We start from the raw sequence: 25,965 nt of genomic DNA, 5'->3' as shown, positions 1-25,965 counted from the left end.
CTGCAAGCATAGCAGCAGTTAGTGTCGGATCAATAATTAAACGTAACGCCTGCCTTCAGGCCAAAAGTGAAAAGATTTTCTATGACAGGATATTTGTCTTTAAAGCTTGACAGGGCCTGGTAGCGAACCTGCGGACCAATCTGCCAGTTTGATCTTTTTGCTTTAACATCTACAATTATTTCAGCAGCTCCATTCATATTCCAACGGCGCATCAGGTCGGGTACTTTTACATAATTCTTAAAATCGGTTGAGAGCAGGTAAGCCCTGTTATCCAATAAATAGGTTGGTTGTGCTGTTAATCCTAAGCCGAGATCCACCTTTTTACCATCTAAAATTTTTACATCAGCTCCGATAGGCATTGAAAGAGAAAAATAAACATTGGTCAGCCAGTTAGGGCGGTAGCCGCTGGAGTTCCTGTAGTAGGATGTGCGGATAACCGATGGCTGATTATTACCTTGCATGGCAATAGTTGCCGGTTCACCTGAATAACTGAATGCACGGATATCGTATTTACTTATATTAAACTGTAATCCTGTTTTTAAAGCAATTCTTTTACTGAGTGGGTATTTTACTGCAATGCCCAATTCAAATCCTATATCAGGTTTATGTGTTACTACATTCTTTACATCCTGCAAAGCCAGGTTTGTGGGAATAGAAGGGCTACCTGATGCTGCAAGTATCGTTTCTTTATTTTCTGACAAGCGGCGATAAGTTACGCCAGGTGTAAAGTAGACCTGGAACCCGATGTATTTTCTTTCAATTTTTTTAGGAGTAGCGACTGCTTGTTCTGAACTTGGTTTTGAGGCATCTAAAGAAAATGAATTTTGTTTTACCTGAGCGGCTTTGATTTGTCTTTCGCTATTTACCTGGAAATTCTGATCAAATGCTGCAGGTTGTTCACCAATAACCAGTGAAGGGGAATAAGATTTATTTTTTACTTCATACCAGTCTTCTGTAGCTACTTCTGCAATGCGTTCAGTTTTTTGTTTTTCAGAATGTGCAGTTGTTGTAAAATCTTCAGGCTGCATGACCGCTTCTTCTGTATAGCTTGTTACTGTTGAATTATCATATATGATAGAAGGAATCCTGATCGATGCAATTGGTTTGTCTGCCTCTGCTACTCTTAATACAGAAGCAGGTTTAGTTGTTATTTCAGGAATTGCTTTTTGTGATTGACTGGTCTTTCCAGCTTGTGATTGTTGAGTTATTTCATTATTTGAAGACCCCGGGCTCAAAATCATTACAGATGAAACAATAGCTCCTGTAACTAAAAGCAGTAATGCCCCAATGCCTATCCATCTCCGGCGGGGGTGAAGCGAATTATTAATTTCGTCCCACACTTTTCCAGATGGATACATCTTATATTGATCAGCATTCGTTTTTAAAAACTGCTCAAAATCCCTGTTATCAAAATTTCTCTCCATAGTCAGTCGGCGATTATAGGATACGTGATATGGTTTAAATTATTTTCCTACGGCCATCAACCAATCCACATTCTGCTTTGGTTTGTGCAAAATTCTTTTTCTTATCAGTATATCTTCCAGCATTGCTCTTGCACGGGTATACTGGCTTCGGCTTGTGCTTTCTTCAATATCCAACATCACTGCAATTTCCCTATGATTGTAACCTTCCACAGCATAGAGGTTCAATACTGTGCGGTAACCAATTGGTAAAAGCCTGATACATTCCACTATCTGTTTAGCCTGGATGATAGCGGGTATCGACTCTTCCCTTACTACAGCAGTGGTAGCATGAATCAAGTCAACACTTTCATTGAACTTTTTGTTACGCTTCAGGATGTTAATACAGGTATGTACAACGATCCGGCGAATCCAACCTTCAAATGATCCCCTGCCTTCGAAAGAATGCATCTGCGTAAAAACCTTAATAAATCCTTCCTGAAGCATATCCTCAGCATCCTCCCGGTTATGAGCGAAGCGATAGCATACCGCCAGCATTTTAGAACTGTATTTGTTATACAATTCTCGCTGAGCTATCGAATCATTTTTTAAACAACCTTGTAAAATGGCTTCCTCGGTCATAGTCTCCCTTTGGGTTGCCTGTAAATTAGACATTTTTTTGACACGAATGCTGCATGGAAATGTAAAATTTAAAAGGTTTCAGGAATTAATTCTACAGCTTGGGGGAGAAATTTAAAGGGCTGGGCAGCTACCGCAAATTAAAATCCGGTAAGCTGCCCAATTCCTGTTATTTTATATCAGTTCTAAGAGCAACGATAAAAATCCTTCCTGCTAATGAAAAACCAGACGCAAAGGTTGTACAAAAAAACAGATAGAAAATATCACCGGCATAATTGATAATGCCAGCAAAGGAATAGCCAGTATTTTCTTAAGCGTTTTTATTGTTTAGGAGGTTCAGGTCTTTTAGGTCGCTTCAGACTATCGGCAGGAAATTTTGCTTCCATTTCAGTCATTATGCCTTGGGCCCAACCAGTAAGTTTTGCTTTTTCTTCATCATTCAGAATTGCATCTTTATGTATCCATGTATAACTGTCCAGCGGCATTTCATTTTCTTTTACTGTTTTAACTACATCTTTCATTTTATCGTACCGTCTCCAGATCGGGGCTTTCCCCAATTCATCAAGGTTAAATTTTCTTTTACCTTCTACGATATGGTCATCTAGCCACCAGTCTACAGGTTGTATTTTACTATACCAGGGATAAACAGTGTTATTGGTATGACAGTCGTCACAGGCTTTTTTTAAAATAGACTTTACATCATCCGGTATGGCATGAAGTTTTGCAAAAGCATTAGGCTGGTCGCCTTCGCTTTTGTTTTTCTTTGGATGAAAAAACTGGATAGCTAAAAAGGCAATCAACAATATCCAGGCAACTGTCTTAAAAAATTTCTTCATACTTATTTTTTGATGCGCTAAATTAGGATTTCTCCTGTCATTTCTTTAGGAATGGGCAAATTCATCATGGTAAGAATAGTTGGTGCCAGATCACCTAGCTTACCGGGTTTGATCGTTCCTTTCCATTCTTTATCAATAATAAAAAAAGGAACAAGATTTAGTGTATGTGCAGTATTAGGAGTGCCATCTTCGTTTATCATGTAATCTGCATTTCCATGATCGGCAGTTAAGAAAACAGTATAACCATTTGCCAAAGCAGCAGTAACTATTTTTTCTACGCAACTATCAACTGTTTCCACCGCTTTAATAGCGGCTTTCCAAATGCCGGTATGGCCAACCATATCAGCATTGGCATAATTCAGGCAGCAAAAATCGAAGGTCTTATTTTTTATCTCTGGTAAAATGGCATCGGTTAATTCAATTGCGCTCATCTCAGGTTTTAAATCGTATGTTGCCACTTTTGGTGAAGGTATCATGATTCTTTTTTCACCGGTAAAAGGCTCTTCACGGCCTCCGCTGAAAAAGAAAGTGACATGCGGATATTTTTCTGTTTCGGCAATCCTGATTTGTTTTAATCCATTTTGTTCTATTACAGCGCCAATTGTATTATTCAGATTATCATTTTCAAAAATAACATTTACCTTTTTGAAAGTCTTGTCGTATTCCGTCATCGTTGTGTAGTGAAGCGATAATTTTTTCATTCCCTGATCAGGCATATCTGTTTGTGTAAGTACCTGTGTGATCTCCCTGCATCTGTCCGTACGGAAATTGAAACAAATAACGACATCATTATTTTTTATAACAGCTAATGGCTGCTGGGCCTCATCAACAACCACGGTAGGTTTTATAAATTCATCAGTAACATTTGATGCATAAGAATTTTCAACGGCAGCTATTGCATCAGTAGCTTTTGCACCGGTTCCATTTACCAAAGCATCGTAAGCCAGTTTTACCCGTTCCCATCTTTTATCCCGATCCATCGCATAGTAACGGCCACTTACAGATGCAATTTTGCCAACTGAGCTATTCAGATGAGCCTGTAGATCTGTTATAAAACCTAACCCACTTTTAGGGTCACAATCACGGCCATCGGTAAATGCATGTATAAAGACATTTGAAAGATTTTCTTTTTTGCAAACATCAACAATTGCTTTCAGGTGATTAATATGCGAATGCACGCCACCATCACTTACAAGACCGATTAAATGAAGCGGTTTATTATTCGCTTTTGCAAAACGAATAGCATTGAGAAAAACACTGTTTTGTGCTAACTCGCCGGTTTTTACAGCCACATTAATTCTTTGTAATTCCTGGTAAACCACCCTGCCGGCACCCAAGTTCAAATGACCAACTTCAGAGTTACCCATTTGGCCATCCGGTAATCCTACCAGTTCGCCACAAGTGGTCAAAGTAGTGTTGGGATATTTGTTGTAAAGCGACCGGGTAAATGGCACATTGGCATTTTGTATGGCATCGGCAGAGACAACTTTTCCAAGTCCCCAGCCGTCCATAATGACTAACATTACTTTTTTAGAACTCATTTATTAACAATTTTTAGCCGGTTCGTAAAAAACCGTTCATTTACAGGTATAAATGCGGGGCAAAACTAAGTTTAAAAGAAATAACAGTTGGCAGTTTGAGCTTAAATGTACAGTTTAGTAGTTTTACAGGGAAATAGAAGGCCTAACTGTGGCACATTTTTAGATTAACTACTGGTGAATTAAAATTACACATTATGAAAACATTGTTTTCTTCTTTGGTTGCGGTTGGCTTAATAATGCTTTCAGCATTTACCCAACCCGGTACTATTGATGGTGTGATAAGTGCATTAAAAAGCGGTAATGCAAATGAGTTCGGAAGTTATTTTGACAATAATGTTGAATTAACCCTTCCGGACAAAAGTGATACTTACAGCAAAGCCCAGGCACAGAATATTGTAAAAGATTTTTTTGCCAACAATAAAGTGAAAGGCTTTGAGGTAAAACACAAAGGCGATCAGAATGGTGGTGAATATTGCATTGGTACGCTGACCACTTCACAAGGTAGTTTCCGTACTACTGTTTTTGCAAAAAACAAAGGCGGCAAGCAAATGGTGAATGAAGTAAGATTTCAATCTATCGAGTAAATAATTAGGATAATATTTTAAAAGCCCCGCTGTTTGGCGGGGCTTTTTTATTTTTGATGTAATGAATAAGGAACAACTCCGGCATTTAATAGATGAAGCATTAAAAGAAGATGTGGGTGATGGTGATCATTCCACATTAAGTTGTATTGAAGCAACGGCAAAAGGCAAAGCTATTCTTAAAATAAAACAGGATGGAATATTGGCGGGAATGGAAGTAGCAAAAACAATATTCTCCTATAAAGAGCCGGCTTCAGTTTTTACCGCTTTTAAGAAAGATGGTGATGAAATGAAACATGGAGAAACAGCTTTTGAAGTGGGAGCATCTGTGCATACTATTTTAAAATGCGAACGACTTGTGCTGAATTGCATGCAAAGAATGAGTGGTATAGCAACACTCACAAAACAATACACCGATAAGCTAAAAGATTATAAGACGCAACTTTTAGACACAAGAAAAACCACACCAAATTTCCGTTTGCTGGAAAAAGAAGCAGTAAGAATTGGAGGAGGAGTAAATCATCGTTTTGGATTGTATGATATGATAATGCTGAAGGATAATCATATTGATTACTGTGGCGGGATTGAAAAAGCAATTGATAAGGCATGGCAATATGTGCAGAATATTAAACCAGATTTGAAAATTGAAATAGAGACAAGAAGTATTGAGGATGTAAAAAGAGTTATTACTGTTGGAAAAGGAAAAGTATTCCGCGTGATGCTGGATAATTTTACACCGACTCAATTAAGTGAAGCAGTAAAATTGGTTGGAGAAATATTTGAAACGGAAGCAAGTGGTGGGATTAATCTTGAAAATATTCAAGAGTATGCTGAAACCGCAGTGGATTATGTAAGTGTGGGAGCTTTGATTCACCAGGCGAAGAGTTTGGATTTGAGCTTGAAAGCTGTGATTGCCTGATTATGGAATGAAATTATATTAAATGATTTTATGAGTAAAAAGAATAAACCGGATAGCAGGGGTTTTGTTTATAGCACTGATCCGGGTTTTAAATTTGAAGAAGAGCAGAAGTCAGCGATTACATTATTTCCGGCTCAGCAAAAACTCAGAATTTGGCTCGATGCAAAACACAGGGCCGGTAAAGCCGTGACATTAATTACTGGCTTTATTGGAAAACCCGAAGACCTCGAAGATTTGGGAAAGAAATTAAAATCATTTTGTGGCACGGGTGGTTCTGCAAAAGACGGCGAGATAATAGTACAAGGCGATCAGCGGGATAAAGTGTTGCAATGGCTGATAAAGAATGGGTATAAGGATTCAAAAAAAGCTGGTTAATTATTTTGCATCTTCATCGATCATTATACTCAATGCTCCGCTTGGACATTTTTTTACCTGCTCAATGATCTGATGTGTTTCGGCCTGGCTCGTATCGATCCAGGGCCTTCTTTTAGGATCGAATACTCCCGGTAAACCTCTTGCACAAATACCAGAATGAATACACAAATCCGGCTTCCAGATCACAGTTATTTCTCCATTGGGATATTTAAAAGTTTTTTGCATGATACTTTGAATAATTACAAGTTAGCTACTGCCCCTGTGCCAAACTATATGCTTTCTTGCCTTCCCACATATTCAATAATTCGAATGAACAGATTTTGAAACTCCCACTCATGCTTACATACAGTCCGATCACATCCTGTTGATTAAGCGGTTCATCATTGATGCTTTCAAAACGAACATTGTATTGATTAACGAGATTGGTATATACTGAACCTGTTGGCCATACCTGCGTACCGCGGTTACTTATACTTATCAAATTGAATTTTACACCCCCATGTTGTTTGCATTTTTCCGCGATAGCCATTGGCTGCTCATTACTTTCAATAAATAGATCAACACCAACGATCAACTCATTTTCAGGTTCTATAGAAACCATCATTGAATTGCTGAATAATTTTAATGGTGTTGGTGTACCGGGAACGTTCGGAATAATTTCCCTGGGATTTGTTTTTGGCTTCTTTCCAAAATTGCCAATAATAGCATTTGCAAATTGAGTTGTATTAACTGCAGGAATTGATTTGTCACCAAAGTCACCGGTATGCACACCGTTTTCCAAAGTATAAAGCAATGCATTTTCGATGATCGCTGCATTTTCAGTAAGCCCAACATGACGGAGCATTGCAAGGCCACTTAATAATAATGCAGTTGGATTTGCAATATTTTTTCCTGCAATATCCGGGGCTGTGCCATGCACAGCTTCGAAGATGGCGATATGATCACCAATATTTGCGGAAGGCGCAAAACCCAAACCACCAACAAGACCTGCGCATAGATCACTTACAATATCGCCTTGAAGATTAGTTAGTACTACTACATCGAAAGTATCAGGTTTTACAACCAGTTTCATGCAGAGGTCATCAACAATCACGTCATCTGCTTTGAGCTCGGGATATTCTTTTGCCACTTCATAAAAACAATCGAGGAATAAACCATCCGTTATTTTCATGATGTTCGCTTTGTGACCACAGGTGATGCGCTTTGCATTTTTCTGTTTCGCCATTTCAAAAGCATAACGTATTACCTGCATACTGCCTGGGCGGGTGATGAAGCGACGGCTCAAGGCCACATCATGTGTAAGCATATGTTCAATGCCACCATAAGTGTCTTCAATGTTTTCCCTTACAATTGTAATGTCAATTAGTATTCCTGCTTTACTGAAAACGGTATCTACTCCATGCAGGGTTTGAAAATCTCTTTTGTTTGCAAATGTGTTCCATGTTTTACGTGCAGTTACGTTAATGCTTTTTACTCCTTTGCCTTTTGGTGTTTCCATCGGGCCTTTAAAAAGCAACCCGAGATTTTCGATGGATTGTTTGGCTTCCGGTGTCATACCATTATTAAAACCCTTATCGAAAACCCATTTGCCCATATCTACATATTCATACTCCAAAGGCACATTGTTAGCAGTAAAAATACTAAGGACAGCCTCCATTATCTCCGGTCCGATGCCATCTCCTTTCGCAACTGCAATTTTCATACTTAAATTTTTTGATTTGATTCAATGATTGAATCGCAAATCTACTATGTTGAAATGTTTTATTCGCAAACATGTGTGATAATAATTTTGTTTGCATATCTTTATTAAACATCTCTGCTTGTATGGTAAGTAAAATCTCAGAAGGCGTTACAATCAGCGTAGAAACTTTCTACCAACCCGACTACAGTAATCCTGTTCAGTTCGAATTTATGTTTGCTTATCGCATTACCATCGAAAATGGAAATGAATTTCCTATTAAGTTACATCGTCGTCAATGGTTCATCTATGATAGTAATGGTGCCCAACGTGAAGTAGAAGGTGAAGGTGTTGTTGGTGTACAGCCTGTACTAAAACCAGGTGAAAGATATCAATATGTAAGTGGTTGTAATCTTCGTACTGAAATGGGTAGAATGACCGGTACCTACCAAATGGAAAACATGCATTCTAAAAAATTCTTCGATGTAAATATTCCTGCTTTTGAAATGATGGCACCCTTTAAGAATAACTAATTACTGATTTAGTAGCCCATATTTTTTGATCATTCACACATTCGCAAATTAACTAATTTGCTAATTACATCGGTTTGTACTTTGCTTCATCTAAAATTTTTCTTGCATCCGTACGCATGATATCGGCAGGTTTTAGTGATGGATTTTTTTCTGCATATTTTTTTACGATCTGCCAGCCAAACCACTGACCCAAATTTCCCGGAGAATTTTCCTGCGAGAAACCTTGTGTAAAAGGTCCTTCGCCAATATACGTTTGAATAACTGTAGGGTTAACTGAATTCAGATCTTCATTTTTAATTATTGTACTCCATACCTCACCTTCATTTTTTTTACACCAATCCAATTGTTTTTTGGTATAGCCGGTTTTTACTGAATCGGCCGCATTGGGTAAAAATAGATCAACGAGATACCATTGTTTTCCTTTTTCAATCATTTGTTCTACCAATGGCTTGCCAATTGTTTGCTCAGGAAATAATTCATCCGCAATGGCCTTCATACAATTGGCAGCAATAAACTCTTCATCAAAACGGCGGGAGACATAGCGGGGGAATAACCGCTGAAATTCTTCATCGAGGTAAGGAACGAAATCTTTTCCAGCATACTGTTGCAGGCCGATTGCAATATAGTTACTGGTCAATGCAACACCAGGTCCATCGAGTGTACTGAGAAAAGTAATGAACCCGGGAATTTTATAATCAGGAAAATAATATTTTACATGCTGTAGCCCATTCTTTATTTCTTTCTCAACATCGGTCGTTGATTTATACTTAATAAGCAATGAATCGTTGAAAGATTTATAAGCCGCATAAAACTCTTTCACTTTTGCCTGTTCTTCGAGGTTTGAAGGGTCGCCGTTAATACCAAGCATCCCCTGCATAAAGTCTGCATAGAATCCGGGATATTTAGTTAGTAGTTGCGTAAGGTTTTCGGAGATCTTATTAGTGTCAATTGAAAAGAAATCCTTTTCGAACCGTTCGAGTTTCAGGTCAATTTTAATGTTTGAAACATCCGGGCCTTTCGGTTTATTGTTACAGGAAATAACGAGTAAAACGCAGATTATCGGTAAAAAGAGTTTTTTCATGGATTATAAAACGGGGTGGAGTTAATAATGTTGTGGCGAAATTAGGGCTAATTCCTTTTTTCAAATCTGTAAATTTGTGTTATGAAAATAGCACTGGCCCAGCAGAACTATCATATCGGGAATATAGAAGGAAATACTAAGAAGATTATTGAAGCAATTAACTACGCAAAAAAGCAAGGGGCCGATCTTATCGTTTTTTCTGAGCAAAGTGTAAGTGGCTACCAGGCCCGCGACTTTCTAGACTTTAATGATTATATCAATAAATGTTATGCCGCGGTTGATGAAATAAAACAACATGCTGATACGATTGCAGTATTAGTGGGCTCACCTGCCCGCAACCCCAGAAAGGAAGGTAAAGACTTATTTAATGCAGCATTTTTCCTATATGAAAAAGAAATAAAGGCTGAAATACATAAAACACTGTTGCCAAACTATGACGTGTTTGATGAGTATCGTTATTTTGAACCGGCTTATGAATGGAATGTGGTGGAGTTTAAAGGAAAAAAACTGGCAATTACGATCTGTGAAGATATCTGGAATCTTGGCGACAACCCATTATACCGTATTTGCCCGATGGACATCCTCATGAAGCAAAACCCAGATGTAATGATCAACCTTTCTGCTTCGCCGTTTGATTACACTCATGATGAAGACCGCAAGGCCACTATCAAAGCGAATGTGATGAAATATAAATTGCCGATGTTTTACTGCAATGCAATTGGCAGCCAGACAGAAATTGTGTTTGACGGAGCATCACTCGTATTTGATAAGCATGGCAATCTTTGTCACCAGTCGCCAATGTTTAAAGAAGCAGTTGATGTGATTGAATTAAATGACGACGGTACTATCAATGGAAAAATTCTTGAACCAGCGAGTCGTGTGCCTGATAAAAAGTTAACGCCATTACATTTTGAAAAGGACCTTAATATTCACCAGGTTCATGATGCAATCGTACTCGGTATCCGTGATTATTTTTTAAAAATGGGTTTTACCAAAGCGATCATTGGAAGCAGTGGCGGTATTGATAGCGCTGTTACTATTGCTCTTGCATGTACTGCATTGGGAAAAGAAAATGTAAGGGCTGTTTTAATGCCTTCACAATTCTCTACTTCGCATTCAGTTGATGATGCAGAACAATTAAGTAAGAATATCGGGAATCCTTATGATATCGTTCCTATTAAAAATATTTTTGAATCATTTCTTACTGAGCTTAAACCCGTTTATAAAGATTTGCCATTTGGGCTGGCAGAAGAAAACATACAAGCAAGGGTGAGAGGGAATTTATTAATGGCTATCGCCAATAAATTCGGCTATATATTATTAAACACGTCCAACAAAAGTGAACTGGCAACCGGTTACGGAACATTGTATGGCGATATGGCCGGTGGATTGAGTGTGTTGGGTGATTGTTATAAAATGCAGGTGTATGAATTGGCTAAATACATAAACCGCAACGGAGAAATCATTCCTCCAAATATAATTACCAAAGCCCCGAGTGCAGAGTTGAGACCTAATCAAAAAGACAGCGATAGTTTACCAGATTATGAAATACTCGATAAAGTTCTATATCAATATATAGAAAGAATGCAAGGGCCGAATGAGATCAAAGCATTAGGTTTTGATGCTGCATTGGTTGACCGGATTTTGAAAATGGTAAATATAAATGAGTATAAGCGAAACCAATTTTGCCCTATCATTCGCATATCACCCAAAGCATTTGGTGTAGGCAGAAGGGTGCCGATAGTTGGTAAATATCTCAGTTAATTGTTCTTCAATTAATGCTGGAATATAAATGTTATCAGTAAAGGAGTTGAAAGCGGCGGTGTTACTGTTTGTGAAATTCTCAATTCAGTTTCGCTGACAGATATGAAATTAAACGTCTGTGAACCTCCGGGGAATAATACCGTTGATATAAATAATTGTGTTTCGTTTGCTTGAAAACTCCAGGTAAAAGGCCCCGCAGAAGATGGTGAGCAGATATCGGTGCTTTCATTCACGCTGCCGGTACCGTTTGATACAAATACATTCAGGTTGTCTTTATAGCAGGCAGGGATATTTCCTGATACATCGCCGATACCCTGAGCAGAGGCAGATTTGAATTTCCATGAAGAACGAACGAGTAATTCAGAATTGGATGGTGGTGGCGGCGGTGGATCGCTTTTACTACAATTGCTGTAAATAAAGGCCATCATAATTAAACTGCAAACTAAAAGTGTAGAGTATCTTTTCATATTCATGGATTTAAAGCATAAAAATACTAAACGAATTTCGGGCCGGGAAAGTACTTTACCGGGATATTTTACCCAAATATTACGCCATTCAGCATAACGGCAGGCATTTTGCTAAATGCAAGTTCGTATTTTGCCGGGCAGAACCACCGGAGGTGCAAGAGTTCCTTCGCTTTGTACAGGCTAAACTGTGCAACGATAACCTAACACAACCACTAAACCCGGCTCAACAAAATAAAATCTAACAATGTTAAAAACTGCTGAAGACATCAGGAAACTTAATGAACGCATAAGTAATGCGGGACAGTTTACAGAAAAAATAAGAGAGGAAGTGGGCCATGTAATCGTGGGCCAATCCGCCATGCTTGATAAACTACTGATCGGGTTATTGAGTAATGGTCACGTATTACTCGAGGGTGTGCCCGGGCTTGCAAAGACGCTTACCATTAAAAGTCTGGCGCAAGCTATTCATGCAAAATTTAGTCGTATACAGTTTACACCCGATCTATTGCCTGCCGACGTGATCGGTACAATGATCTATAACCAGCAGCGTAATGAATTTGTAGTACGCAAGGGTCCCATCTTCGGAAATTTTATCCTTGCTGATGAAATAAACCGTGCACCAGCAAAAGTGCAGAGTGCTTTGCTGGAAGCTATGCAGGAAAAACAAGTGACTATTGGTGACTCTACTTATAAATTGGAAGAACCATTTTTAGTTCTTGCTACGCAAAACCCATTGGAGCAGGAAGGAACTTATCCATTGCCTGAAGCACAGGCTGACCGGTTTATTATGAAAGTGATCGTTGATTACCCAAAAATGCATGAAGAGCAAATGATATTGAGGCAAAATGTGCAAGGAATAACTTATCCTTCAGTGAAGCAGGTTGTATCTGTGCAGGAAATCATGAATGCGAGAGAAATGGTAAGAGAAATATATATGGATGAAAAGATCGAGCAGTATATCCTGGATATTGTTTTTGCAACACGTAAACCTGAACAATATAAATTGGAAAAGCTGAAACCGTTGATCAGTTATGGGGCTTCACCAAGAGGAAGCATCAACCTGGCGCTAGCATCAAAAGCTCATGCTTTTTTAAATAAGAGAGGATATGTAATACCGGAAGATGTAAGAAGTATCTGTATGGATGTATTGCGTCATCGTATTGGATTAACATATGAAGCAGAAGCAGAAGGAGTGGATGTTGCCAATGTTGTTGAAGAAGTGGTGAAGGCTGTTAATGTGCCGTAAGATACAAGATGTGAGTTGTAAGGTGTCGGATGTCAGGTTTGGTGGTGTATTATTTAAGTTTAATGTCAGAATATAAAACATACCGGGAACTAGATGTTTGGATTAAGGCAAGAGCTTTTGTCAAAGAGATTTATCTTTTTACAAAAGAATTTCCCAAAGAAGAACTTTATGGACTTACATCACAGATGAGGAGATGCGCAATTTCAATACCGTCAAATATTGCAGAAGGATATGGCAGGCAATACAAAAAGGAAACCCTTCACTTCTTTCATATTGCAAGAGGTTCATTGTATGAATTGGAAACACAATTGTATATCGCATATGATTTAATGTACTTGTCAGGACCAGTATTTGAAAGTTTAATTTTGCAAATGGAAGAATGTAGAAAACTTTTAGGAGGCCTGATTAAATATTTTGAAAATAATTCTAATTTAAAATAACTGACACCCGACACCTTACACCTTGCATGCTCACAACAACCGAGATAATAAAAAAAGTTCGTTTGCTTGAAATCAAAAGCAAAAAACTCACCAGTGATCTGTTTACGGGTGAATACCATAGTGCATTTAAGGGAAAGGGGATGAGCTATAAAGAAGTTCGTGAGTATGCGGCAGGGGATGATATCCGGTTTATAGACTGGAATGTATCAGCAAGAATGGGTCATCCTTATAGTAAGTTGTTTGAGGAAGAAAGAGAATTGACTGTGATGTTGCTGGTTGATATCAGCAATAGTTCTTTGTTCGGAACCATAAACGCCAGTAAGAAAGATATTATCACTGAGATCGCAGCAGTGCTTAGTTTTTCAGCAGTAAATAATAATGATAAAATAGGTGTGATATTCTATGACGGTGATGTGGTAAAGTTTGTTGCTCCGAAGAAAGGAAGACAGCATGCTTTGTTTATCGTTCGTGAGTTGCTTACTATAGAACCAAAGAACGGTGGCACAGATCTGGGTAAGGCGCTGAAATATTTTACCAATACTACCCGGCAAAAAAGCATTGCGTTTGTGCTGAGCGATTTTATTGACAGCAATTATAATGATGCCCTGCGGGTGGCGGGAAAAAAGCATGATGTGATCGGCATTAAGATATATGATAAAATGGATCAGCAGTTACCGGCTGCAGGTATGCTGCATATACATGATGCAGAAACAGGCAAGGAAAAATGGATCGATAGCAATGATTCATTTGTACGTTATAATTATGAACAGGAATTTTTCAGGGTAACAAATTATAGTAATGAAACTTTTAAAAAAGCAGGATGTGATCTGCTACACCTGCGTACGGATGAGGATTATGTAAAGGTGCTGCAGCGATTTTTTATCAGCCGTAACCGCTAATGCACTTACGAAATGAATAAAATGAGTTTATACCGGGTAGTTTTTTCTTTTTTACTGGTTTGTTTCCTGGGTCAGGTTGCTGCGCAGAAAGACATACAAATAAAAACATCGGTTGATAAAAATAAAATACTGATCGGCGAGCCACTGAAGTTTACTGTAGAAATAGTTGTTCCTTCAAAGTATAATGGTCGCCTTCCTGTAATTGATACCATTGAACATTTCGAATTTTTGCAACCGGCACAAATTGATTCCTTTTTTGAGGCAAAGAGCAAAGCCATAAAAACTGTTTATACCCTTACAAGTTTTGATTCAGGGCATTGGGTAATTCCCTCTTTTGTATTAAACGCAAAAGTAAAATCAGATACGATACCTATTGATGTTGCTTTCTCACCCTTTAACCCGGAGCAGGAGTATCATGACATAAAAGACATCATTGAAGTAAAAGAAAAAGAAAAAAAGGATTGGCTTTGGTATGCCGTTGCCGGAACAGTTTTGATTCTATTATTGATTTATTTACTACTTAGAAAGAAAAAGAAACCTGTACCGGTAGCAGCGCTGGCTTTAAATGCTTATGAAGAAGCAATGAAGCAGTTGGCTGAATTAAAAAAACAAAACCTGCCTGGTAAAGATTTTCACACAAGACTTGTCGAGATTTTTAAACTTTATGTGCTGCGAAAGAAAAATATTTTGTCGCTACAGAAAACAACAGATGGCCTGGTTATGCAGTTAAGAATGATAATGCCAGATAAGGATAAATACAATCAGTTGCAGCAGGCATTACAGTTGAGTGATTTTGTAAAATTTGCAAAATATCAGTCTGCTGTTGAAGATGATACTATAGCTTTTGAAACAATGAAAAACACAATTCAATATTTAGAACAATTACCCTGATGCTTTACGAATGGTTACGACATATTGATTTTGCTTACCCTTTTTGCTTCAGTTTATTTATACTGCTGCCCCTAATGATCTGGTGGTATGTAAAAAGAAACAAGCAGGCTTCGTTCACAGTAAGTACAAGTGAGTCTTTCAAGGTGATCACCTATAAAAACCGGTTACGCCATTTTCCTTTTATATTCCGGTTACTAGCATTGAGTTGCCTGATTGTTGCACTGGCTCGTCCGCAGCGTCATCACAGCGAAACTAATGAAGAGGGTGAAGGGATTGATATCGTACTCTGCATGGATGTAAGTGGAAGTATGGGTTCAAGAGATATTTTGCCTTCCCGAATGGAAGCAGCAAAAGAAGTAGCGGTCGATTTTGTAAAGAACCGGCCCATTGACAGGATCGGCCTCGTTATTTTTTCCGGTGAAAGTTTTACACAGGTTCCACTTACAACTGACCGCAATACACTCATTGCACAAATTCAATCACTGGAAAGCAGAAAATATTTAACCGATGGTACAGTAATAGGAGAAGGTCTTGCAACAGCGGCAGACAGATTGAGTAAAAGTGAAGCAGCAAGTAAAGTAATTATTCTGCTGACAGATGGAAAAGAAGATGCGCCGGCAACAAGACTGATTGATCCGTTGACTGCGTTGGAAATTGCCAAGTCCAAAGGGGTAAAAGTTTATACGATAGGCATGAGTGCTATTGTTCCGAGAGATATTGTTACCGAAAATGTAAGCCGGAAAAAAAATGCGGCTGGCGATCATCTTGATGAAGAATTATTGAGAAAAATTGCTAATGAAACAGGAGGTCAATATTTCCGGGCTACTAATAAAGACGGCCTGAAAAGAATTTATGAACAGATAGACGTGCTTACCAAATCAAGAATTGAGGTTACTACTTTTAAAAGAGCAGAAGAAAAATTTTTACCATTTGTACTGGCTGCACTGGGTTTATTATTTTTAGAAGTGTTACTCCGCTTTACCCTGCTCAAAAAATTCCCCTGATACACATAATCAGAAACATTCCCTCTCATTCCTGTAAATTAGCAGTCGAATGAAAGCAATCGTATATAAATCAACAGGCAGTTGGTACACTGTAAAAGATGAAAATGCCAACTGGCATAATGCCCGTATGAAAGGCGTATTTAAAATTGATGAAGAGATAACAAGTACCAATCCCGTTGCTGTGGGTGATGAAGTGGAAATAGAAGCAGAGAATGAAAACGAAGGAACGGCTATGATCACTGAAATTCTTCAACGCCGTAATTACATTAACCGGCAAAGTCCAAGAATGAAGCATCAGCATCATATTGTTGCTGCAAATCTTGACCAATCCATGCTGGTGGCAACTTTAAAAGAGCCAAGAACTTCACAAGGCTTCATCGATCGGTTTTTGGTTGCTTCTGAAATGTATCATGTATCCGCAGTTATCGTTTTTAATAAAAGTGATTTACATAAAAAGAAAGAATCGGATAAGTATGAACAATGGAAAAAAATGTATGAAGCAGTGGGCTACAAAGTTTTTTTAACGAGTGTAGCAGACAATGATGGTATAGATGCATTAAAAGAACAACTCAAAGACAAGATCACATTGATCAGCGGGCATAGTGGTGTAGGTAAATCATCTTTGTTGAATACAATCCTTCCTGACCTGAACCAGAAAACAAAAGATATTAGTGGCTGGAGTGGTAAGGGGCAGCACACCACCACATTTGCCGAAATGTTTGACCTGCCGGATGGAGGTTCCATCATTGATACACCCGGCATGCGGGAATTTGGGTTGGTAGATATTTCAAAACAGGAACTTTCACATTATTTTCCTGAAATGCGTGACAGGCTAAACGGTTGCCAGTTTAATAATTGCCTGCATATAAATGAACCGGGCTGTGCTATAAAAGAAGCTGTGTCGAATGGAGAAATACATGAAGACCGCTTTGTAAGTTATTATGGAATTTTAGAAAGCATCGAGGAAAAGAAGTATTGATCACGACGGAGGGTCCATTTAAAATACCGGAATGAATAATCTTCCATTAATAGATATTACCATCATCATCATTTACCTTCTTGCAATGGTGGCGATCGGTTTTTATTTTTCCAGGCGAAATAAAAATAGCGAACAGTTTACAAAAGCATCCGGCAAAATTCCCGGCTGGGCAATCGGGCTTTCTATTTATGCAACATTTTTAAGCAGTAATACTTTTCTCGGAGTGCCGGGCAAAGCATTTGGCAGTAACTGGAATGCTTTTGTGTTCAGTATCTCTATGCCACTGGCTGCATGGGTAGCCTCAAAATATTTTGTTCCGTTTTACAGAAGCACAGGTGAAATATCAGCCTATACGCATTTAGAAAAACGTTTTGGCCCATGGGCAAGAACCTATGCAGTGATTTGTTTCTTACTTACTCAGTTTGCAAGAATGGGCTCCATATTTTTTGGAATGGCGTTGAGTCTACAGGCACTGACTGGTTTTTCTATGCAAAGCATTATGATTGTAATGGGTATTTGTATAATAATATATACAGTGCTTGGCGGTATGGAAGCGGTGATATGGACAGAAGTGGTACAGGGAATTATTAAAACATTGGGCGCATTGCTCATCTTATTCTTAGTGATAAGAGAAATCCCTGGAGGAATAAATAAAGTAATTGAGATCGCAAAAGCTGATAATAAAATAAGTCTTGGAAGCCTGTCGCCCAACTTTACCACGTCTACATTCTGGATGGTATTGTTGTATGGCTTTTTTATCAACCTGAATAATTTTGGCATGGACCAGAATTATATTCAACGTTATCATACCGCAAGATCTGAAAAGCAGGCTGCAAAATCAGTATGGCTTTGTGTGGCTATGTATGTGCCTGCCTCCTTATTGTTTTTTATCATTGGTACTGCACTTTATTCTTTTTACCAGACACAACCTGAATTAATAGATCCTGTACGAATAAAACAGGCGGCTGAACAATTAGGGAGTGGAGCATCATCACAACAAATTGCTTCGTTGGCTGCATCTTATAACCCGGCAGATTATGCCGATAAAGTGCTGCCACATTTTATGGTAACAAAAGTGCCAACGGGGTTAGTAGGACTGATTGTAGCTGCCATACTTTCTGCAGCTATGAGCACTATCAGCAGCAATATGAATGCAAGTGCAACGGTATTCACGATGGATATTTATAAAAAATATTTCAAACCAAATATTAATGATAAGCAGCAATTGTTTTCATTGCATATTGCCACAGTTATTTTTGGTTTAATTGGTTTATGTACCGGATTGGCAATGATCGGTTCTAAAAGTTTGCTTGATATCTGGTGGGAACTGTCAGGAATTTTTGCCGGCGGTATGCTGGGTTTATTTTTACTGGGATTGATAAGCCGCAAGTCAAAAAATGCAGAAGCGTTTACAGCAACGATTATTGGTATCGTGGTTATTTTATGGATGACATTCAGCGACAGACTCACAGGTGAATATAGTTTTTTGAAAAGCCCCCTTCATAAGAACATGATCATCGTTGTGGGAACGCTGACGATATTTTTAGCAGGTTTATTGCTAACTAAATTAAAAGCTGCAAGGGCAGCAGCGGCAGAAGGGTAAAACAGGAAAATTCTGCATCAGAATAGTCAGATTTTACATTTTTGGGGGTGACAAAACTTTGAATATTTATACATTCTAAATTCAGGAAAATTATGTCTGATAAGAAATTTGTGCCGGTGATGATCACACCTTTCAACCTGAAGGCAAAGGTTGACCTGGATGCGGTGAGTACACTGATTGATTTTTATCTCGCTGCCGGCGTAAAAGGTTTTTTTGCCAACTGCCTGAGCAGTGAAATGTACAGCATTACCGAAGATGAGCGACTGGAATTGACACAGCATGTAGTGCGGTATGTAAATGGTCGTGTGCCGGTGGTGGCTACTTCATCATTTGGTTTAACGATTGATGATAAGGCAGAGTTTACAAAAAAGATTTATGATACCGGTATCGATGCTGCGATATTGATAACGGGCCACTATGCGAATATTGAAGACAGTGATGATATCCTGCTTCGCAATTTTGAAAGGATGTTTAAGCTCACCGGAAATATTCCGCTGGGTATGTATGAATGCCCGGCGCCGTACAAAAGAATATTGGGCACAGAAGTTTTTAAAACGTTGTTAGCATCTAATCGCTTTGTATATCATAAAGACACTTCGATAAGCCTGGAAAGTGTGAAAGCAAAACTGGACGTAGTAAAAAATGCCAACAGCAACTTTGAATTTTATGATGCGCATTCACCCAATGCAATGTATAGTTTACAGATGGGCGCAAAAGGGATGTCATCTATCAGTGGTAATTTTTATCCGGAGATACTGGTATGGATGGTGAGCAATGCAACCAACCCCGACAAGCAGGAAGATGTGAAATGGCTTCAGGGGGAAATCAGCCGGGTTGATCCGCTTATACATATTGCTTACCCTATGAGTGCAAAATATTTTTTACGTAAACGTGGTTTACCAGTAAGAACGATAAGCCGTGCAACGGCACTGGAACTAACACCGGAACAAAAGAAAACACTGGATGAAATTCACGATAGTTTTAAAACATGGTGCGAACGATTGGAAATAAAACCTGTGGATATTGAATCACTGATGCTGCCAAAATATCCGCTGGATGCTGCTATTTAATTTATGAATAACGATGCTTGACTCTTCGCTTAAAATATTTTTTCCGGGCAAATTAGTTTTTGGTAATGGTATATTGATTCAATTAGCTGATGAAGTAGTTCAGCTAAAACCCAACAGGGTTTTTATTGCCACCATTTCTCCTCTGCTGAATTCAATCGCAGATTTTACGGGTGCACTAAAGCAAAACAACATTGAGGTTGTAACAGATACATCGATTGTACAGGAACCAACCTTTGCTGATTTTGAAAAGCTGATGAAAATTGCAACTCCATTCAATCCCGATGTGATCATTGGTATTGGGGGAGGAAGTGTTTTGGATATTGCAAAACTTGTAGCGGCACAACTGGAAAATGAGCAACAACTGAAAGATTATGTTGGCATTGGTTTATTAAAAGGAAGAAAAAAGAAATTGATTTGTGTACCTGCTACTTCTGGTACTGGTAGCGAAGTTTCTCCTAATGCAATTTTAGTAGATGATGAAAACCAGAAAAAAGGAATCATTAGTCCTTACCTGGTTCCTGATATTGTTTATGTTGATCCTTTATTAACTATATCTGTTCCTCCTGCTATTACGGCAGCAACAGGGCTCGATGCATTGACACATTGCTTAGAAGCATATACAAATAAATTTTCTCAACCTTTTATTGATATGTATGCTTATGAAGGTATGCGGTTGATAGCTGCGAATATTGTTACCGCAGTGAAGGATGGAAAGAATATCGAAGCAAGAGAAAAAGTTGCAATGGGAAGCCTGCTAGGCGGTTTTTGTTTGGGGCCGGTAAATACAGCCGGTGTTCATGCCTTATCTTATCCATTAGGAAGTATGTTTCACCTGGCGCATGGATTATCTAATGCTTTGTTGCTTCCTTATGTAATGGAGTATAATATTCCGGCAGCAACAAAGAAATATGCAGAGGTTGCTATCGCTTTAGGTTGCGAAAGGCAAAGCAAGGATGAAGCAACAGCTTGTGCAGGAGTAAAAAAAATAAGAGAGTTGATCAAGGCTTGTGGTATCCCCGCAACATTAAAAGAAGTCAACGTTCCTGAATCAGCAATTCCGCAAATGGCGGTTGATGCTTTAAAGATTCAGCGATTATTAAAAAATAACCCAAGGCTAATTGAAGAAAAAGATGCAATTGAAATTTATAAAGCGGCTTATTAAATGAGCAAAGAAAAAAAATATACAGGAGTAATTGTTCCGGCAGTAACACCACTGACTGAGAAACTGCAGATAGATGAAAATGCTATAGCAAAACTTTTTACTTCATTTTACCAGCTCAGTATTTCCCCATTTATTCTGGGTACAACAGGTGAGTCAGCATCATTGTCTTTACAGTTAAAGAAAGATTATGTGCTGGCTGCCGGAAAAAATAAAAAGATGGGTTCGCTGCTTTATGCAGGCATTGGTTCAAATGTATTAGCAGAGAGTATAGAATTTGCATCATACTGTTCACTGCATGCTATTGATGTGGTAGTGGCAACACTCCCTTCTTATTATGGCTTGACTGAAAAACAGATGCTGAAATATTTTACAACACTGGCAAACAACATTTCAATGCCATTGTTTATTTATAATATTCCGGCTACTACGCATATGAGCATACCGCTGCATGTCATTGATGAATTGAGTAATCATAAAAACATAGTGGGGGTAAAAGACAGCGAACGAAGCGAGGAAAGAATGAATGAGTCATTGCGACTTTGGAAAGACAGGAAAGATTTTCACTATATCCTTGGGTGGGCAGCTAAAAGTGCTGACGCGTTATTGCGTGGTGCAGATGGATTGGTACCCAGCACAGGAAACCTGTATCCCGAAATTTATGCAGATATGCTGAAAGCTTTTGCAAAAGATGATAAAGAAAAAATGTTTGCTATGCAAAAGCTAAGCAATGATTATGGAGCTTTGTATCAAAGCAACCGGACACTTGGCGAAAGCCTGCATGCATTAAAATTACTGATGAAGGAAAAAGGATTATGTAACGAATATGTGATGCCACCATTATAAGCCCCCTAACCCCCTGAAGGGGGAAACTGAGGTGCTTGAGAACTTGTAGTTTATTTACTTAACGGATAACAAATAAAGTTGTATACAAAGGAAAATGGAAAATAAGAGTGTTCATAACTCCCCTTTAGGGGATGGGGGTAAGCCAATTATAGCAATTACTATGGGTGATCCGGCCAGTATCGGACCGGAGATAGCCGTGAAGGCATTACAGGAAAAATCAATTCATGAGATATGCAAACCGCTTTTAGTTGGGGATGCAAAAGTTTTTGAACAAATCATCATCAAGCTAAAGTTGAGTGTAAAAGTAAATACAGTCAGCAAAGTATCGGATGCAAAATTTGAACTGGGAACTATTGATGTATTTGATTTGAATATTACTGATATCAGCAAACTTGAATTTGGAAAAATTAATGCAATGTGTGGTGAAGCTTCTTTCCAGGCAGTGAAGAAGGCTATTGAATTGGCGATTGCAAAGGAAGTAGATGCAACAGTAACTGGCCCGATCAATAAAAAATCAATTAACGAAGCGGGCCATCATTTTGCAGGGCATACAGAAATTTATGCGCATTATACTGGCACAAAAAAATATGCCATGCTGCTGGTGGAGGATAATATCAATGTGATTCATGTAAGTACACATGTGTCGTTGCGCCAGGCTTGTGATTTGGTAAAGAAAGATAGAATTGTACAGGTGATTCAATTGATTGTTGATGGATTGAAACGTCTCGGCAAAACAAATCTAAAAATCGGCGTCGCAGGATTGAATCCGCATGCTGGTGATAGTGGTTTATTTGGCACCGAAGATGATTTGGAAATTTTACCGGCAGTGCAGGAAGCAAAACGTTTGGGTTATGATGTAGAAGGGCCCGTACCCCCCGATACCATGTTTGCCAAAGCAGCCATGGGAGCTTATGGTGGTGTGGTAGCCATGTATCATGACCAGGGGCATATTCCTTTTAAGTTGGCCGGTTTTAAATGGAATGCGGAAAAGCAACAAATGGATAGTGTGAAAGGAGTAAACATTACTTTGGGTTTACCTATCATCCGCACATCAGTTGATCATGGGACTGCTTTCGAGATTGCGGGTAAAGGAATAGCGAGTGCAGATGCGATGATACTGGCGATCGAGAGTGCGGTGCAGTTAACTAAAAACAAACTATAAACTATGAATGATAAATGATGAATTTGTGAAGATTAAGATTTATCATTTATAGTTCATCATTCATCATTTTGTATGATTGCAGTTATAGCAGATGACTTCACCGGTGCAGCTGAATTGGCTGGTATAAGTCTTCGCTATGGCTTAAAAATAAGTGTTTGCCTGCATGATGAAATAAGTACAGATGCAGATGTTTTGATTATTTCTACAGACAGCAGGTCTTTGAAAAAAGAAGAAGCGTTAAAGGTTACAACTGATGCGGTTAGTAAAGTTGTTTCCTTAAAACCAAGTTTTATTTATAAAAAGATTGATTCGGTTTTAAGAGGTTATGTAATTGATGAATTAAAAGTACAGATGGAGTTATCAGGTTTCAATAAGGCCTTTATACTTCCTGCTAATCCATCACTCGGTCGAACAATCATGAACGGGGAATATTTTATTGAAGGCAAACGAATCAATGAAACTGCATTCACTACTGACCCGGAATTTCCAATAAAGAGTTCTTTAATAAAAGAAATAGTAAATGATGATTCAGTAAGAGTATTAAAACATTCTGAAGTATTGCCAACAAACGGCTTTGTTGTTGGTGAAGCCTCAAATGAAAAAGATATTAAGGAATGGACAAATAAACTGGACAATAGCTGGATGTTCGCAGGTGCAGGCGATTTCTATACAGCACTGTTGGATAGAAATTATCAATCGAGGCCAAAACAGGAATTTGAAACCCAGTTGCCTCATCTGTATGTATGCGGTACTGCATTTAAAGAAAGAAAAGAATTTATAAAGAAGCTGGGTTGTGGTTCATATTTACCTGAAGTAGTTAATGAAGATTGGTTGAAAACAACAGGGGATATTATAAAACAAAGACATAAAGCTGTTATTGCAATTGATAAAACCGACGTTTCTGCTTTATCATTAAGAACTAATATGGCAAAAGCTATAAAAGAAATAGTGGAGAGAGAATCAATAAAGGAAATATTTATTGAAGGAGGTTCAACAGCTGCTGCTATTTTACAGGAATTGGATATAAAAAAACTTTCACCGGTGAATGAATTGGAGCGTGGAGTAGTAAGGATGAAAGCAAAGGATTTGTTTATAACAGTTAAACCGGGAAGCTATGAATTGCCAGAAGAAATATTAAGACTGTATTCATAAAACCTGCTTGGTGCCCTTTGTGCCTTTGTGGGAAAACGAACGATTGAAATGAATCATTTACATGCCATAGATTATCTCATCATCTTAATTGTATTAGGAATTACATTGTATTTGGGTTTTCGCTTTGCCAAAAAACAAAATACCACTGAAAACTATTTTCTTTCAAAAGGTAATTTTCCTTCATGGGCTTTGGGTTTATCATTATTATCTACGCTTATAAGCAGCAATACTTTTTTAGGATATCCTGAACAGGGCTTCCAATCCAACTGGATCTATTTATTACAAGGATACATGGTGCCAATAGTGCTGTTGGGCTCTATATGGTTTATTGTACCGTTGTTTCGTAAAGTAATTGGCTTAAGTACATACGAATATTTTGAAAAACGTTTTGGAAAATTTGCCCGTTATTATTCATCATCATCATTTATCATCAGACAGTTTGCCGGTATGGGCTCTGTGTTGACCTTAGTTGCATTAGCCATTCATAAGCTAACAAATATTAATCCCATCTTTATTTTATTATGTGTAGGAATGGTGTTGATCATCTTAAACTTAAAAGGTGGTATGCAGGCTGTAATATGGCTTGATGTATTCCAGGGATTTATGTTATTTGCAAGTGGGTTTATTTGCTTAGGCATATTATTGTTTTCAATAAAAGGCGGGGTGCCTGAAGCAATAAAAGTGGCTAATGAAAATAGCCGTGCCGGTTTTGGACCTTATGATTTCAAATTAGATAGACTTACATTTTGGGTTTTGGTGATCAATGGAGCATTTTATGCTATTCAAAAATATGCAACGGACCAAACAGTAGTACAACGTTACCTTACAGCCAAGTCGGATAAATCGGCGATCAAAGCATCGTTAATGGGGATTTTTTTAACTGTTCCCATATGGACAATTTTTATGTTTATTGGTACAGCTTTGTTTGTTTACTACAAGCAAAATGCACTGCCTGCCGATGTTACTGCCAAAACCGTTTTTCCTTATTTCATGATGACCAATTTACCAACCGGGGTAATTGGTTTTATTGTTGCTGCTTTAATAAGTGCAGCTATTTGCAGTTTAAGTGCCGATATTAATTCAAATGCCGCAGTTGGAATGGAAGACTATTATAAAAAATTTCGGCCCAATAGATCCGATAAGCAAAACTTATATGCAAGTAAAATGATGGTGCTTTTATCATGCTTTTTCGCAATAGGAATGGGGTACTTTTATTTAAAGTTTAGCAGTGGCGGGATAATTGATTTGATCTTTACCGTATATGCAATTTTTTCAGGAGGTATTGTGGGAATATTTTTATTGGGTGTCTTCAGTGCAAGAGCCAACCGGCAGGGAGTTAATATCGGGATCATCACCTGTATTTTATTTACGGCTTATGCGTTTCTTACATCTACACCCGTCGGTGTAAAAAATCCGCAACTGCTGCTCGATTTAGGTAATTTTAATTTCACGCATCACAAACTCATGCTCGGTGTGTACAGCCACCTCGTAGTGATTGTGGTCGGATATATCGCCAGCTTGTTCTTTCCAAAACCCGTGCTTGAGAAAAATTTATTATACAGTAGCTGGAAAGCAAACCGGCATTTGTAAAACAGTATAACATGAAAGATTTTTTTAAATATGTAACCAGCCGAATTGCTACTATGATGCTTCCGTTGCGTCGCACTCTTGTACGTTCGGTTCGCTATTCAGCTTTTATT

Annotated in this window: 26 protein-coding genes; 18 read left to right on the top strand and 8 right to left on the bottom strand. The window is 38.3% G+C overall.

Features of this window, described 5'->3' with window-relative positions; all coding sequences use genetic code 11:
* Positions 1 to 29: 29 nt before the first annotated feature.
* The 4 genes from E6H07_01465 to E6H07_01450 all read right to left on the bottom strand — a co-directional run bounded on the left by E6H07_01465 (position 30) and on the right by E6H07_01450 (position 4,416).
* Positions 30 to 1,424: a PorT family protein gene (locus tag E6H07_01465; GenBank protein ID TMI64612.1), complete on the bottom strand. Its 1,395-nt coding sequence runs from the start codon at positions 1,422 to 1,424 to the stop codon at positions 30 to 32.
* A 39-nt stretch (positions 1,425 to 1,463) separates the two neighbouring features.
* The gene (locus tag E6H07_01460; protein TMI66435.1) at positions 1,464 to 2,042 is read right to left on the bottom strand and encodes a sigma-70 family RNA polymerase sigma factor; all 579 of its coding nucleotides are present in this window, start codon (positions 2,040 to 2,042) and stop codon (positions 1,464 to 1,466) included.
* A 317-nt stretch (positions 2,043 to 2,359) separates the two neighbouring features.
* Entirely contained in the window at positions 2,360 to 2,875 is a 516-nt protein-coding gene (locus tag E6H07_01455) for a cytochrome C (GenBank protein TMI64611.1), read from the bottom strand.
* Between the two features lie 17 nt (positions 2,876 to 2,892).
* Complete coding sequence (locus E6H07_01450; protein ID TMI64610.1) at positions 2,893 to 4,416, bottom strand: 2,3-bisphosphoglycerate-independent phosphoglycerate mutase; 1,524 nt, start codon at positions 4,414 to 4,416, stop codon at positions 2,893 to 2,895.
* A 194-nt stretch (positions 4,417 to 4,610) separates the two neighbouring features.
* Here E6H07_01450 and E6H07_01445 point away from each other — a divergent pair, with 194 nt between their 5' ends.
* The 3 genes from E6H07_01445 (at position 4,611) to E6H07_01435 (ending at position 6,291) form a co-directional block, all read left to right on the top strand.
* The gene (locus E6H07_01445) at positions 4,611 to 5,000 is read left to right on the top strand and encodes a DUF4783 domain-containing protein (GenBank protein TMI64609.1); all 390 of its coding nucleotides are present in this window, start codon (positions 4,611 to 4,613) and stop codon (positions 4,998 to 5,000) included.
* Between the two features lie 61 nt (positions 5,001 to 5,061).
* Positions 5,062 to 5,916 carry a carboxylating nicotinate-nucleotide diphosphorylase gene (nadC, locus tag E6H07_01440; GenBank protein TMI64608.1) on the top strand — a complete coding sequence of 285 codons (855 nt, stop codon included), beginning with the start codon at positions 5,062 to 5,064 and terminating at the stop codon, positions 5,914 to 5,916.
* A gap of 30 nt (positions 5,917 to 5,946) precedes the next feature.
* Positions 5,947 to 6,291, top strand: a complete 345-nt coding sequence (locus E6H07_01435; protein TMI64607.1) for a translation initiation factor — start codon at positions 5,947 to 5,949, stop codon at positions 6,289 to 6,291.
* Here the strand turns inward: E6H07_01435 and E6H07_01430 are convergent, their stop codons facing one another.
* Both E6H07_01430 and E6H07_01425 read right to left on the bottom strand, forming a co-directional pair.
* Positions 6,292 to 6,516 carry a (4Fe-4S)-binding protein gene (locus tag E6H07_01430; GenBank protein ID TMI64606.1) on the bottom strand — a complete coding sequence of 75 codons (225 nt, stop codon included), beginning with the start codon at positions 6,514 to 6,516 and terminating at the stop codon, positions 6,292 to 6,294.
* 25 nt (positions 6,517 to 6,541) lie between these two features.
* Positions 6,542 to 7,993: an NADP-dependent isocitrate dehydrogenase gene (locus E6H07_01425; GenBank protein TMI64605.1), complete on the bottom strand. Its 1,452-nt coding sequence runs from the start codon at positions 7,991 to 7,993 to the stop codon at positions 6,542 to 6,544.
* Positions 7,994 to 8,115: 122 nt separating this feature from the next.
* Between E6H07_01425 and apaG the strand changes: the two genes are divergently transcribed.
* Positions 8,116 to 8,502, top strand: a complete 387-nt coding sequence (apaG, locus tag E6H07_01420; protein TMI64604.1) for a Co2+/Mg2+ efflux protein ApaG — start codon at positions 8,116 to 8,118, stop codon at positions 8,500 to 8,502.
* A 64-nt stretch (positions 8,503 to 8,566) separates the two neighbouring features.
* On the opposite strand, the gene E6H07_01415 is transcribed toward apaG, so the two are convergent.
* A complete protein-coding gene (locus E6H07_01415) occupies positions 8,567 to 9,583 on the bottom strand; it encodes a hypothetical protein (GenBank protein ID TMI64603.1) in 1,017 nt (338 codons plus the stop codon).
* An 81-nt stretch (positions 9,584 to 9,664) separates the two neighbouring features.
* On the opposite strand from E6H07_01415, the gene E6H07_01410 reads away from it, so the two are divergent.
* Complete coding sequence (locus E6H07_01410; protein ID TMI64602.1) at positions 9,665 to 11,347, top strand: NAD+ synthase; 1,683 nt, start codon at positions 9,665 to 9,667, stop codon at positions 11,345 to 11,347.
* Between the two features lie 11 nt (positions 11,348 to 11,358).
* On the opposite strand, the gene E6H07_01405 is transcribed toward E6H07_01410, so the two are convergent.
* A complete protein-coding gene (locus tag E6H07_01405) occupies positions 11,359 to 11,814 on the bottom strand; it encodes a hypothetical protein (GenBank protein TMI64601.1) in 456 nt (151 codons plus the stop codon).
* A gap of 244 nt (positions 11,815 to 12,058) precedes the next feature.
* Between E6H07_01405 and E6H07_01400 the strand changes: the two genes are divergently transcribed.
* From E6H07_01400 to E6H07_01340, 13 genes are all read left to right on the top strand, one after another.
* Complete coding sequence (locus E6H07_01400; protein TMI64600.1) at positions 12,059 to 13,060, top strand: MoxR family ATPase; 1,002 nt, start codon at positions 12,059 to 12,061, stop codon at positions 13,058 to 13,060.
* 62 nt (positions 13,061 to 13,122) lie between these two features.
* On the top strand, positions 13,123 to 13,500 hold the full coding sequence (locus tag E6H07_01395; protein ID TMI64599.1) for a four helix bundle protein: 378 nt from the start codon (positions 13,123 to 13,125) through the stop codon (positions 13,498 to 13,500).
* Between the two features lie 26 nt (positions 13,501 to 13,526).
* Entirely contained in the window at positions 13,527 to 14,399 is an 873-nt protein-coding gene (locus E6H07_01390; protein TMI64598.1) for a DUF58 domain-containing protein, read from the top strand.
* Positions 14,400 to 14,411: 12 nt separating this feature from the next.
* Complete coding sequence (locus E6H07_01385) at positions 14,412 to 15,290, top strand: LPXTG cell wall anchor domain-containing protein (GenBank protein TMI64597.1); 879 nt, start codon at positions 14,412 to 14,414, stop codon at positions 15,288 to 15,290.
* A complete protein-coding gene (locus E6H07_01380; GenBank protein TMI64596.1) occupies positions 15,290 to 16,294 on the top strand; it encodes a VWA domain-containing protein in 1,005 nt (334 codons plus the stop codon). Before E6H07_01385 ends, E6H07_01380 begins: the two co-directional genes overlap by 1 nt.
* Before the next feature lie 49 nt (positions 16,295 to 16,343).
* Positions 16,344 to 17,273: a ribosome small subunit-dependent GTPase A gene (gene rsgA, locus E6H07_01375; GenBank protein TMI64595.1), complete on the top strand. Its 930-nt coding sequence runs from the start codon at positions 16,344 to 16,346 to the stop codon at positions 17,271 to 17,273.
* A gap of 31 nt (positions 17,274 to 17,304) precedes the next feature.
* Positions 17,305 to 18,876: a sodium/solute symporter gene (locus tag E6H07_01370; protein TMI64594.1), complete on the top strand. Its 1,572-nt coding sequence runs from the start codon at positions 17,305 to 17,307 to the stop codon at positions 18,874 to 18,876.
* A 92-nt stretch (positions 18,877 to 18,968) separates the two neighbouring features.
* The gene (locus tag E6H07_01365; GenBank protein TMI64593.1) at positions 18,969 to 19,946 is read left to right on the top strand and encodes a dihydrodipicolinate synthase family protein; all 978 of its coding nucleotides are present in this window, start codon (positions 18,969 to 18,971) and stop codon (positions 19,944 to 19,946) included.
* A gap of 13 nt (positions 19,947 to 19,959) precedes the next feature.
* Positions 19,960 to 21,108 (top strand): iron-containing alcohol dehydrogenase, encoded by a 1,149-nt coding sequence (locus E6H07_01360; GenBank protein ID TMI64592.1) that lies wholly within the window; start codon positions 19,960 to 19,962, stop codon positions 21,106 to 21,108.
* On the top strand, positions 21,109 to 21,951 hold the full coding sequence (locus tag E6H07_01355; GenBank protein ID TMI64591.1) for a dihydrodipicolinate synthase family protein: 843 nt from the start codon (positions 21,109 to 21,111) through the stop codon (positions 21,949 to 21,951).
* Between the two features lie 160 nt (positions 21,952 to 22,111).
* Positions 22,112 to 23,113 carry a 4-hydroxythreonine-4-phosphate dehydrogenase PdxA gene (gene pdxA / locus E6H07_01350; protein TMI66434.1) on the top strand — a complete coding sequence of 334 codons (1,002 nt, stop codon included), beginning with the start codon at positions 22,112 to 22,114 and terminating at the stop codon, positions 23,111 to 23,113.
* A 72-nt stretch (positions 23,114 to 23,185) separates the two neighbouring features.
* Entirely contained in the window at positions 23,186 to 24,265 is a 1,080-nt protein-coding gene (locus E6H07_01345) for a hypothetical protein (protein ID TMI64590.1), read from the top strand.
* Between the two features lie 48 nt (positions 24,266 to 24,313).
* Positions 24,314 to 25,855 carry a sodium/solute symporter gene (locus E6H07_01340; GenBank protein ID TMI64589.1) on the top strand — a complete coding sequence of 514 codons (1,542 nt, stop codon included), beginning with the start codon at positions 24,314 to 24,316 and terminating at the stop codon, positions 25,853 to 25,855.
* Positions 25,856 to 25,965: the final 110 nt, after the last annotated feature.

Source organism: Bacteroidota bacterium (genome assembly GCA_005882315.1).
GTDB lineage: Bacteria > Bacteroidota > Bacteroidia > Chitinophagales > Chitinophagaceae > VBAR01.
The sequence above is the reverse complement of the archived record's forward strand: the minus strand, read 5'-3'. Positions and strand labels throughout refer to the sequence as shown.

What these genes read in the sequence shown, in the direction of transcription:
- E6H07_01465 (TMI64612.1), bottom strand. Translation starts at nt 1,424, where the DNA reads ATGGAGAGAAATTTTGATAACAGGGATTTTGAGCAGTTTTTAAAAACG.
- E6H07_01460 (TMI66435.1), bottom strand. Translation starts at nt 2,042, where the DNA reads ATGACCGAGGAAGCCATTTTACAAGGTTGTTTAAAAAATGATTCGATA.
- E6H07_01455 (TMI64611.1), bottom strand. Translation starts at nt 2,875, where the DNA reads ATGAAGAAATTTTTTAAGACAGTTGCCTGGATATTGTTGATTGCCTTT.
- E6H07_01450 (TMI64610.1), bottom strand. Translation starts at nt 4,416, where the DNA reads ATGAGTTCTAAAAAAGTAATGTTAGTCATTATGGACGGCTGGGGACTT.
- E6H07_01445 (TMI64609.1), top strand. Translation starts at nt 4,611, where the DNA reads ATGAAAACATTGTTTTCTTCTTTGGTTGCGGTTGGCTTAATAATGCTT.
- nadC (TMI64608.1), top strand. Translation starts at nt 5,062, where the DNA reads ATGAATAAGGAACAACTCCGGCATTTAATAGATGAAGCATTAAAAGAA.
- E6H07_01435 (TMI64607.1), top strand. Translation starts at nt 5,947, where the DNA reads ATGAGTAAAAAGAATAAACCGGATAGCAGGGGTTTTGTTTATAGCACT.
- E6H07_01430 (TMI64606.1), bottom strand. Translation starts at nt 6,516, where the DNA reads ATGCAAAAAACTTTTAAATATCCCAATGGAGAAATAACTGTGATCTGG.
- E6H07_01425 (TMI64605.1), bottom strand. Translation starts at nt 7,993, where the DNA reads ATGAAAATTGCAGTTGCGAAAGGAGATGGCATCGGACCGGAGATAATG.
- apaG (TMI64604.1), top strand. Translation starts at nt 8,116, where the DNA reads ATGGTAAGTAAAATCTCAGAAGGCGTTACAATCAGCGTAGAAACTTTC.
- E6H07_01415 (TMI64603.1), bottom strand. Translation starts at nt 9,583, where the DNA reads ATGAAAAAACTCTTTTTACCGATAATCTGCGTTTTACTCGTTATTTCC.
- E6H07_01410 (TMI64602.1), top strand. Translation starts at nt 9,665, where the DNA reads ATGAAAATAGCACTGGCCCAGCAGAACTATCATATCGGGAATATAGAA.
- E6H07_01405 (TMI64601.1), bottom strand. Translation starts at nt 11,814, where the DNA reads ATGAAAAGATACTCTACACTTTTAGTTTGCAGTTTAATTATGATGGCC.
- E6H07_01400 (TMI64600.1), top strand. Translation starts at nt 12,059, where the DNA reads ATGTTAAAAACTGCTGAAGACATCAGGAAACTTAATGAACGCATAAGT.
- E6H07_01395 (TMI64599.1), top strand. Translation starts at nt 13,123, where the DNA reads ATGTCAGAATATAAAACATACCGGGAACTAGATGTTTGGATTAAGGCA.
- E6H07_01390 (TMI64598.1), top strand. Translation starts at nt 13,527, where the DNA reads ATGCTCACAACAACCGAGATAATAAAAAAAGTTCGTTTGCTTGAAATC.
- E6H07_01385 (TMI64597.1), top strand. Translation starts at nt 14,412, where the DNA reads ATGAATAAAATGAGTTTATACCGGGTAGTTTTTTCTTTTTTACTGGTT.
- E6H07_01380 (TMI64596.1), top strand. Translation starts at nt 15,290, where the DNA reads ATGCTTTACGAATGGTTACGACATATTGATTTTGCTTACCCTTTTTGC.
- rsgA (TMI64595.1), top strand. Translation starts at nt 16,344, where the DNA reads ATGAAAGCAATCGTATATAAATCAACAGGCAGTTGGTACACTGTAAAA.
- E6H07_01370 (TMI64594.1), top strand. Translation starts at nt 17,305, where the DNA reads ATGAATAATCTTCCATTAATAGATATTACCATCATCATCATTTACCTT.
- E6H07_01365 (TMI64593.1), top strand. Translation starts at nt 18,969, where the DNA reads ATGTCTGATAAGAAATTTGTGCCGGTGATGATCACACCTTTCAACCTG.
- E6H07_01360 (TMI64592.1), top strand. Translation starts at nt 19,960, where the DNA reads ATGCTTGACTCTTCGCTTAAAATATTTTTTCCGGGCAAATTAGTTTTT.
- E6H07_01355 (TMI64591.1), top strand. Translation starts at nt 21,109, where the DNA reads ATGAGCAAAGAAAAAAAATATACAGGAGTAATTGTTCCGGCAGTAACA.
- pdxA (TMI66434.1), top strand. Translation starts at nt 22,112, where the DNA reads ATGGGTGATCCGGCCAGTATCGGACCGGAGATAGCCGTGAAGGCATTA.
- E6H07_01345 (TMI64590.1), top strand. Translation starts at nt 23,186, where the DNA reads ATGATTGCAGTTATAGCAGATGACTTCACCGGTGCAGCTGAATTGGCT.
- E6H07_01340 (TMI64589.1), top strand. Translation starts at nt 24,314, where the DNA reads ATGAATCATTTACATGCCATAGATTATCTCATCATCTTAATTGTATTA.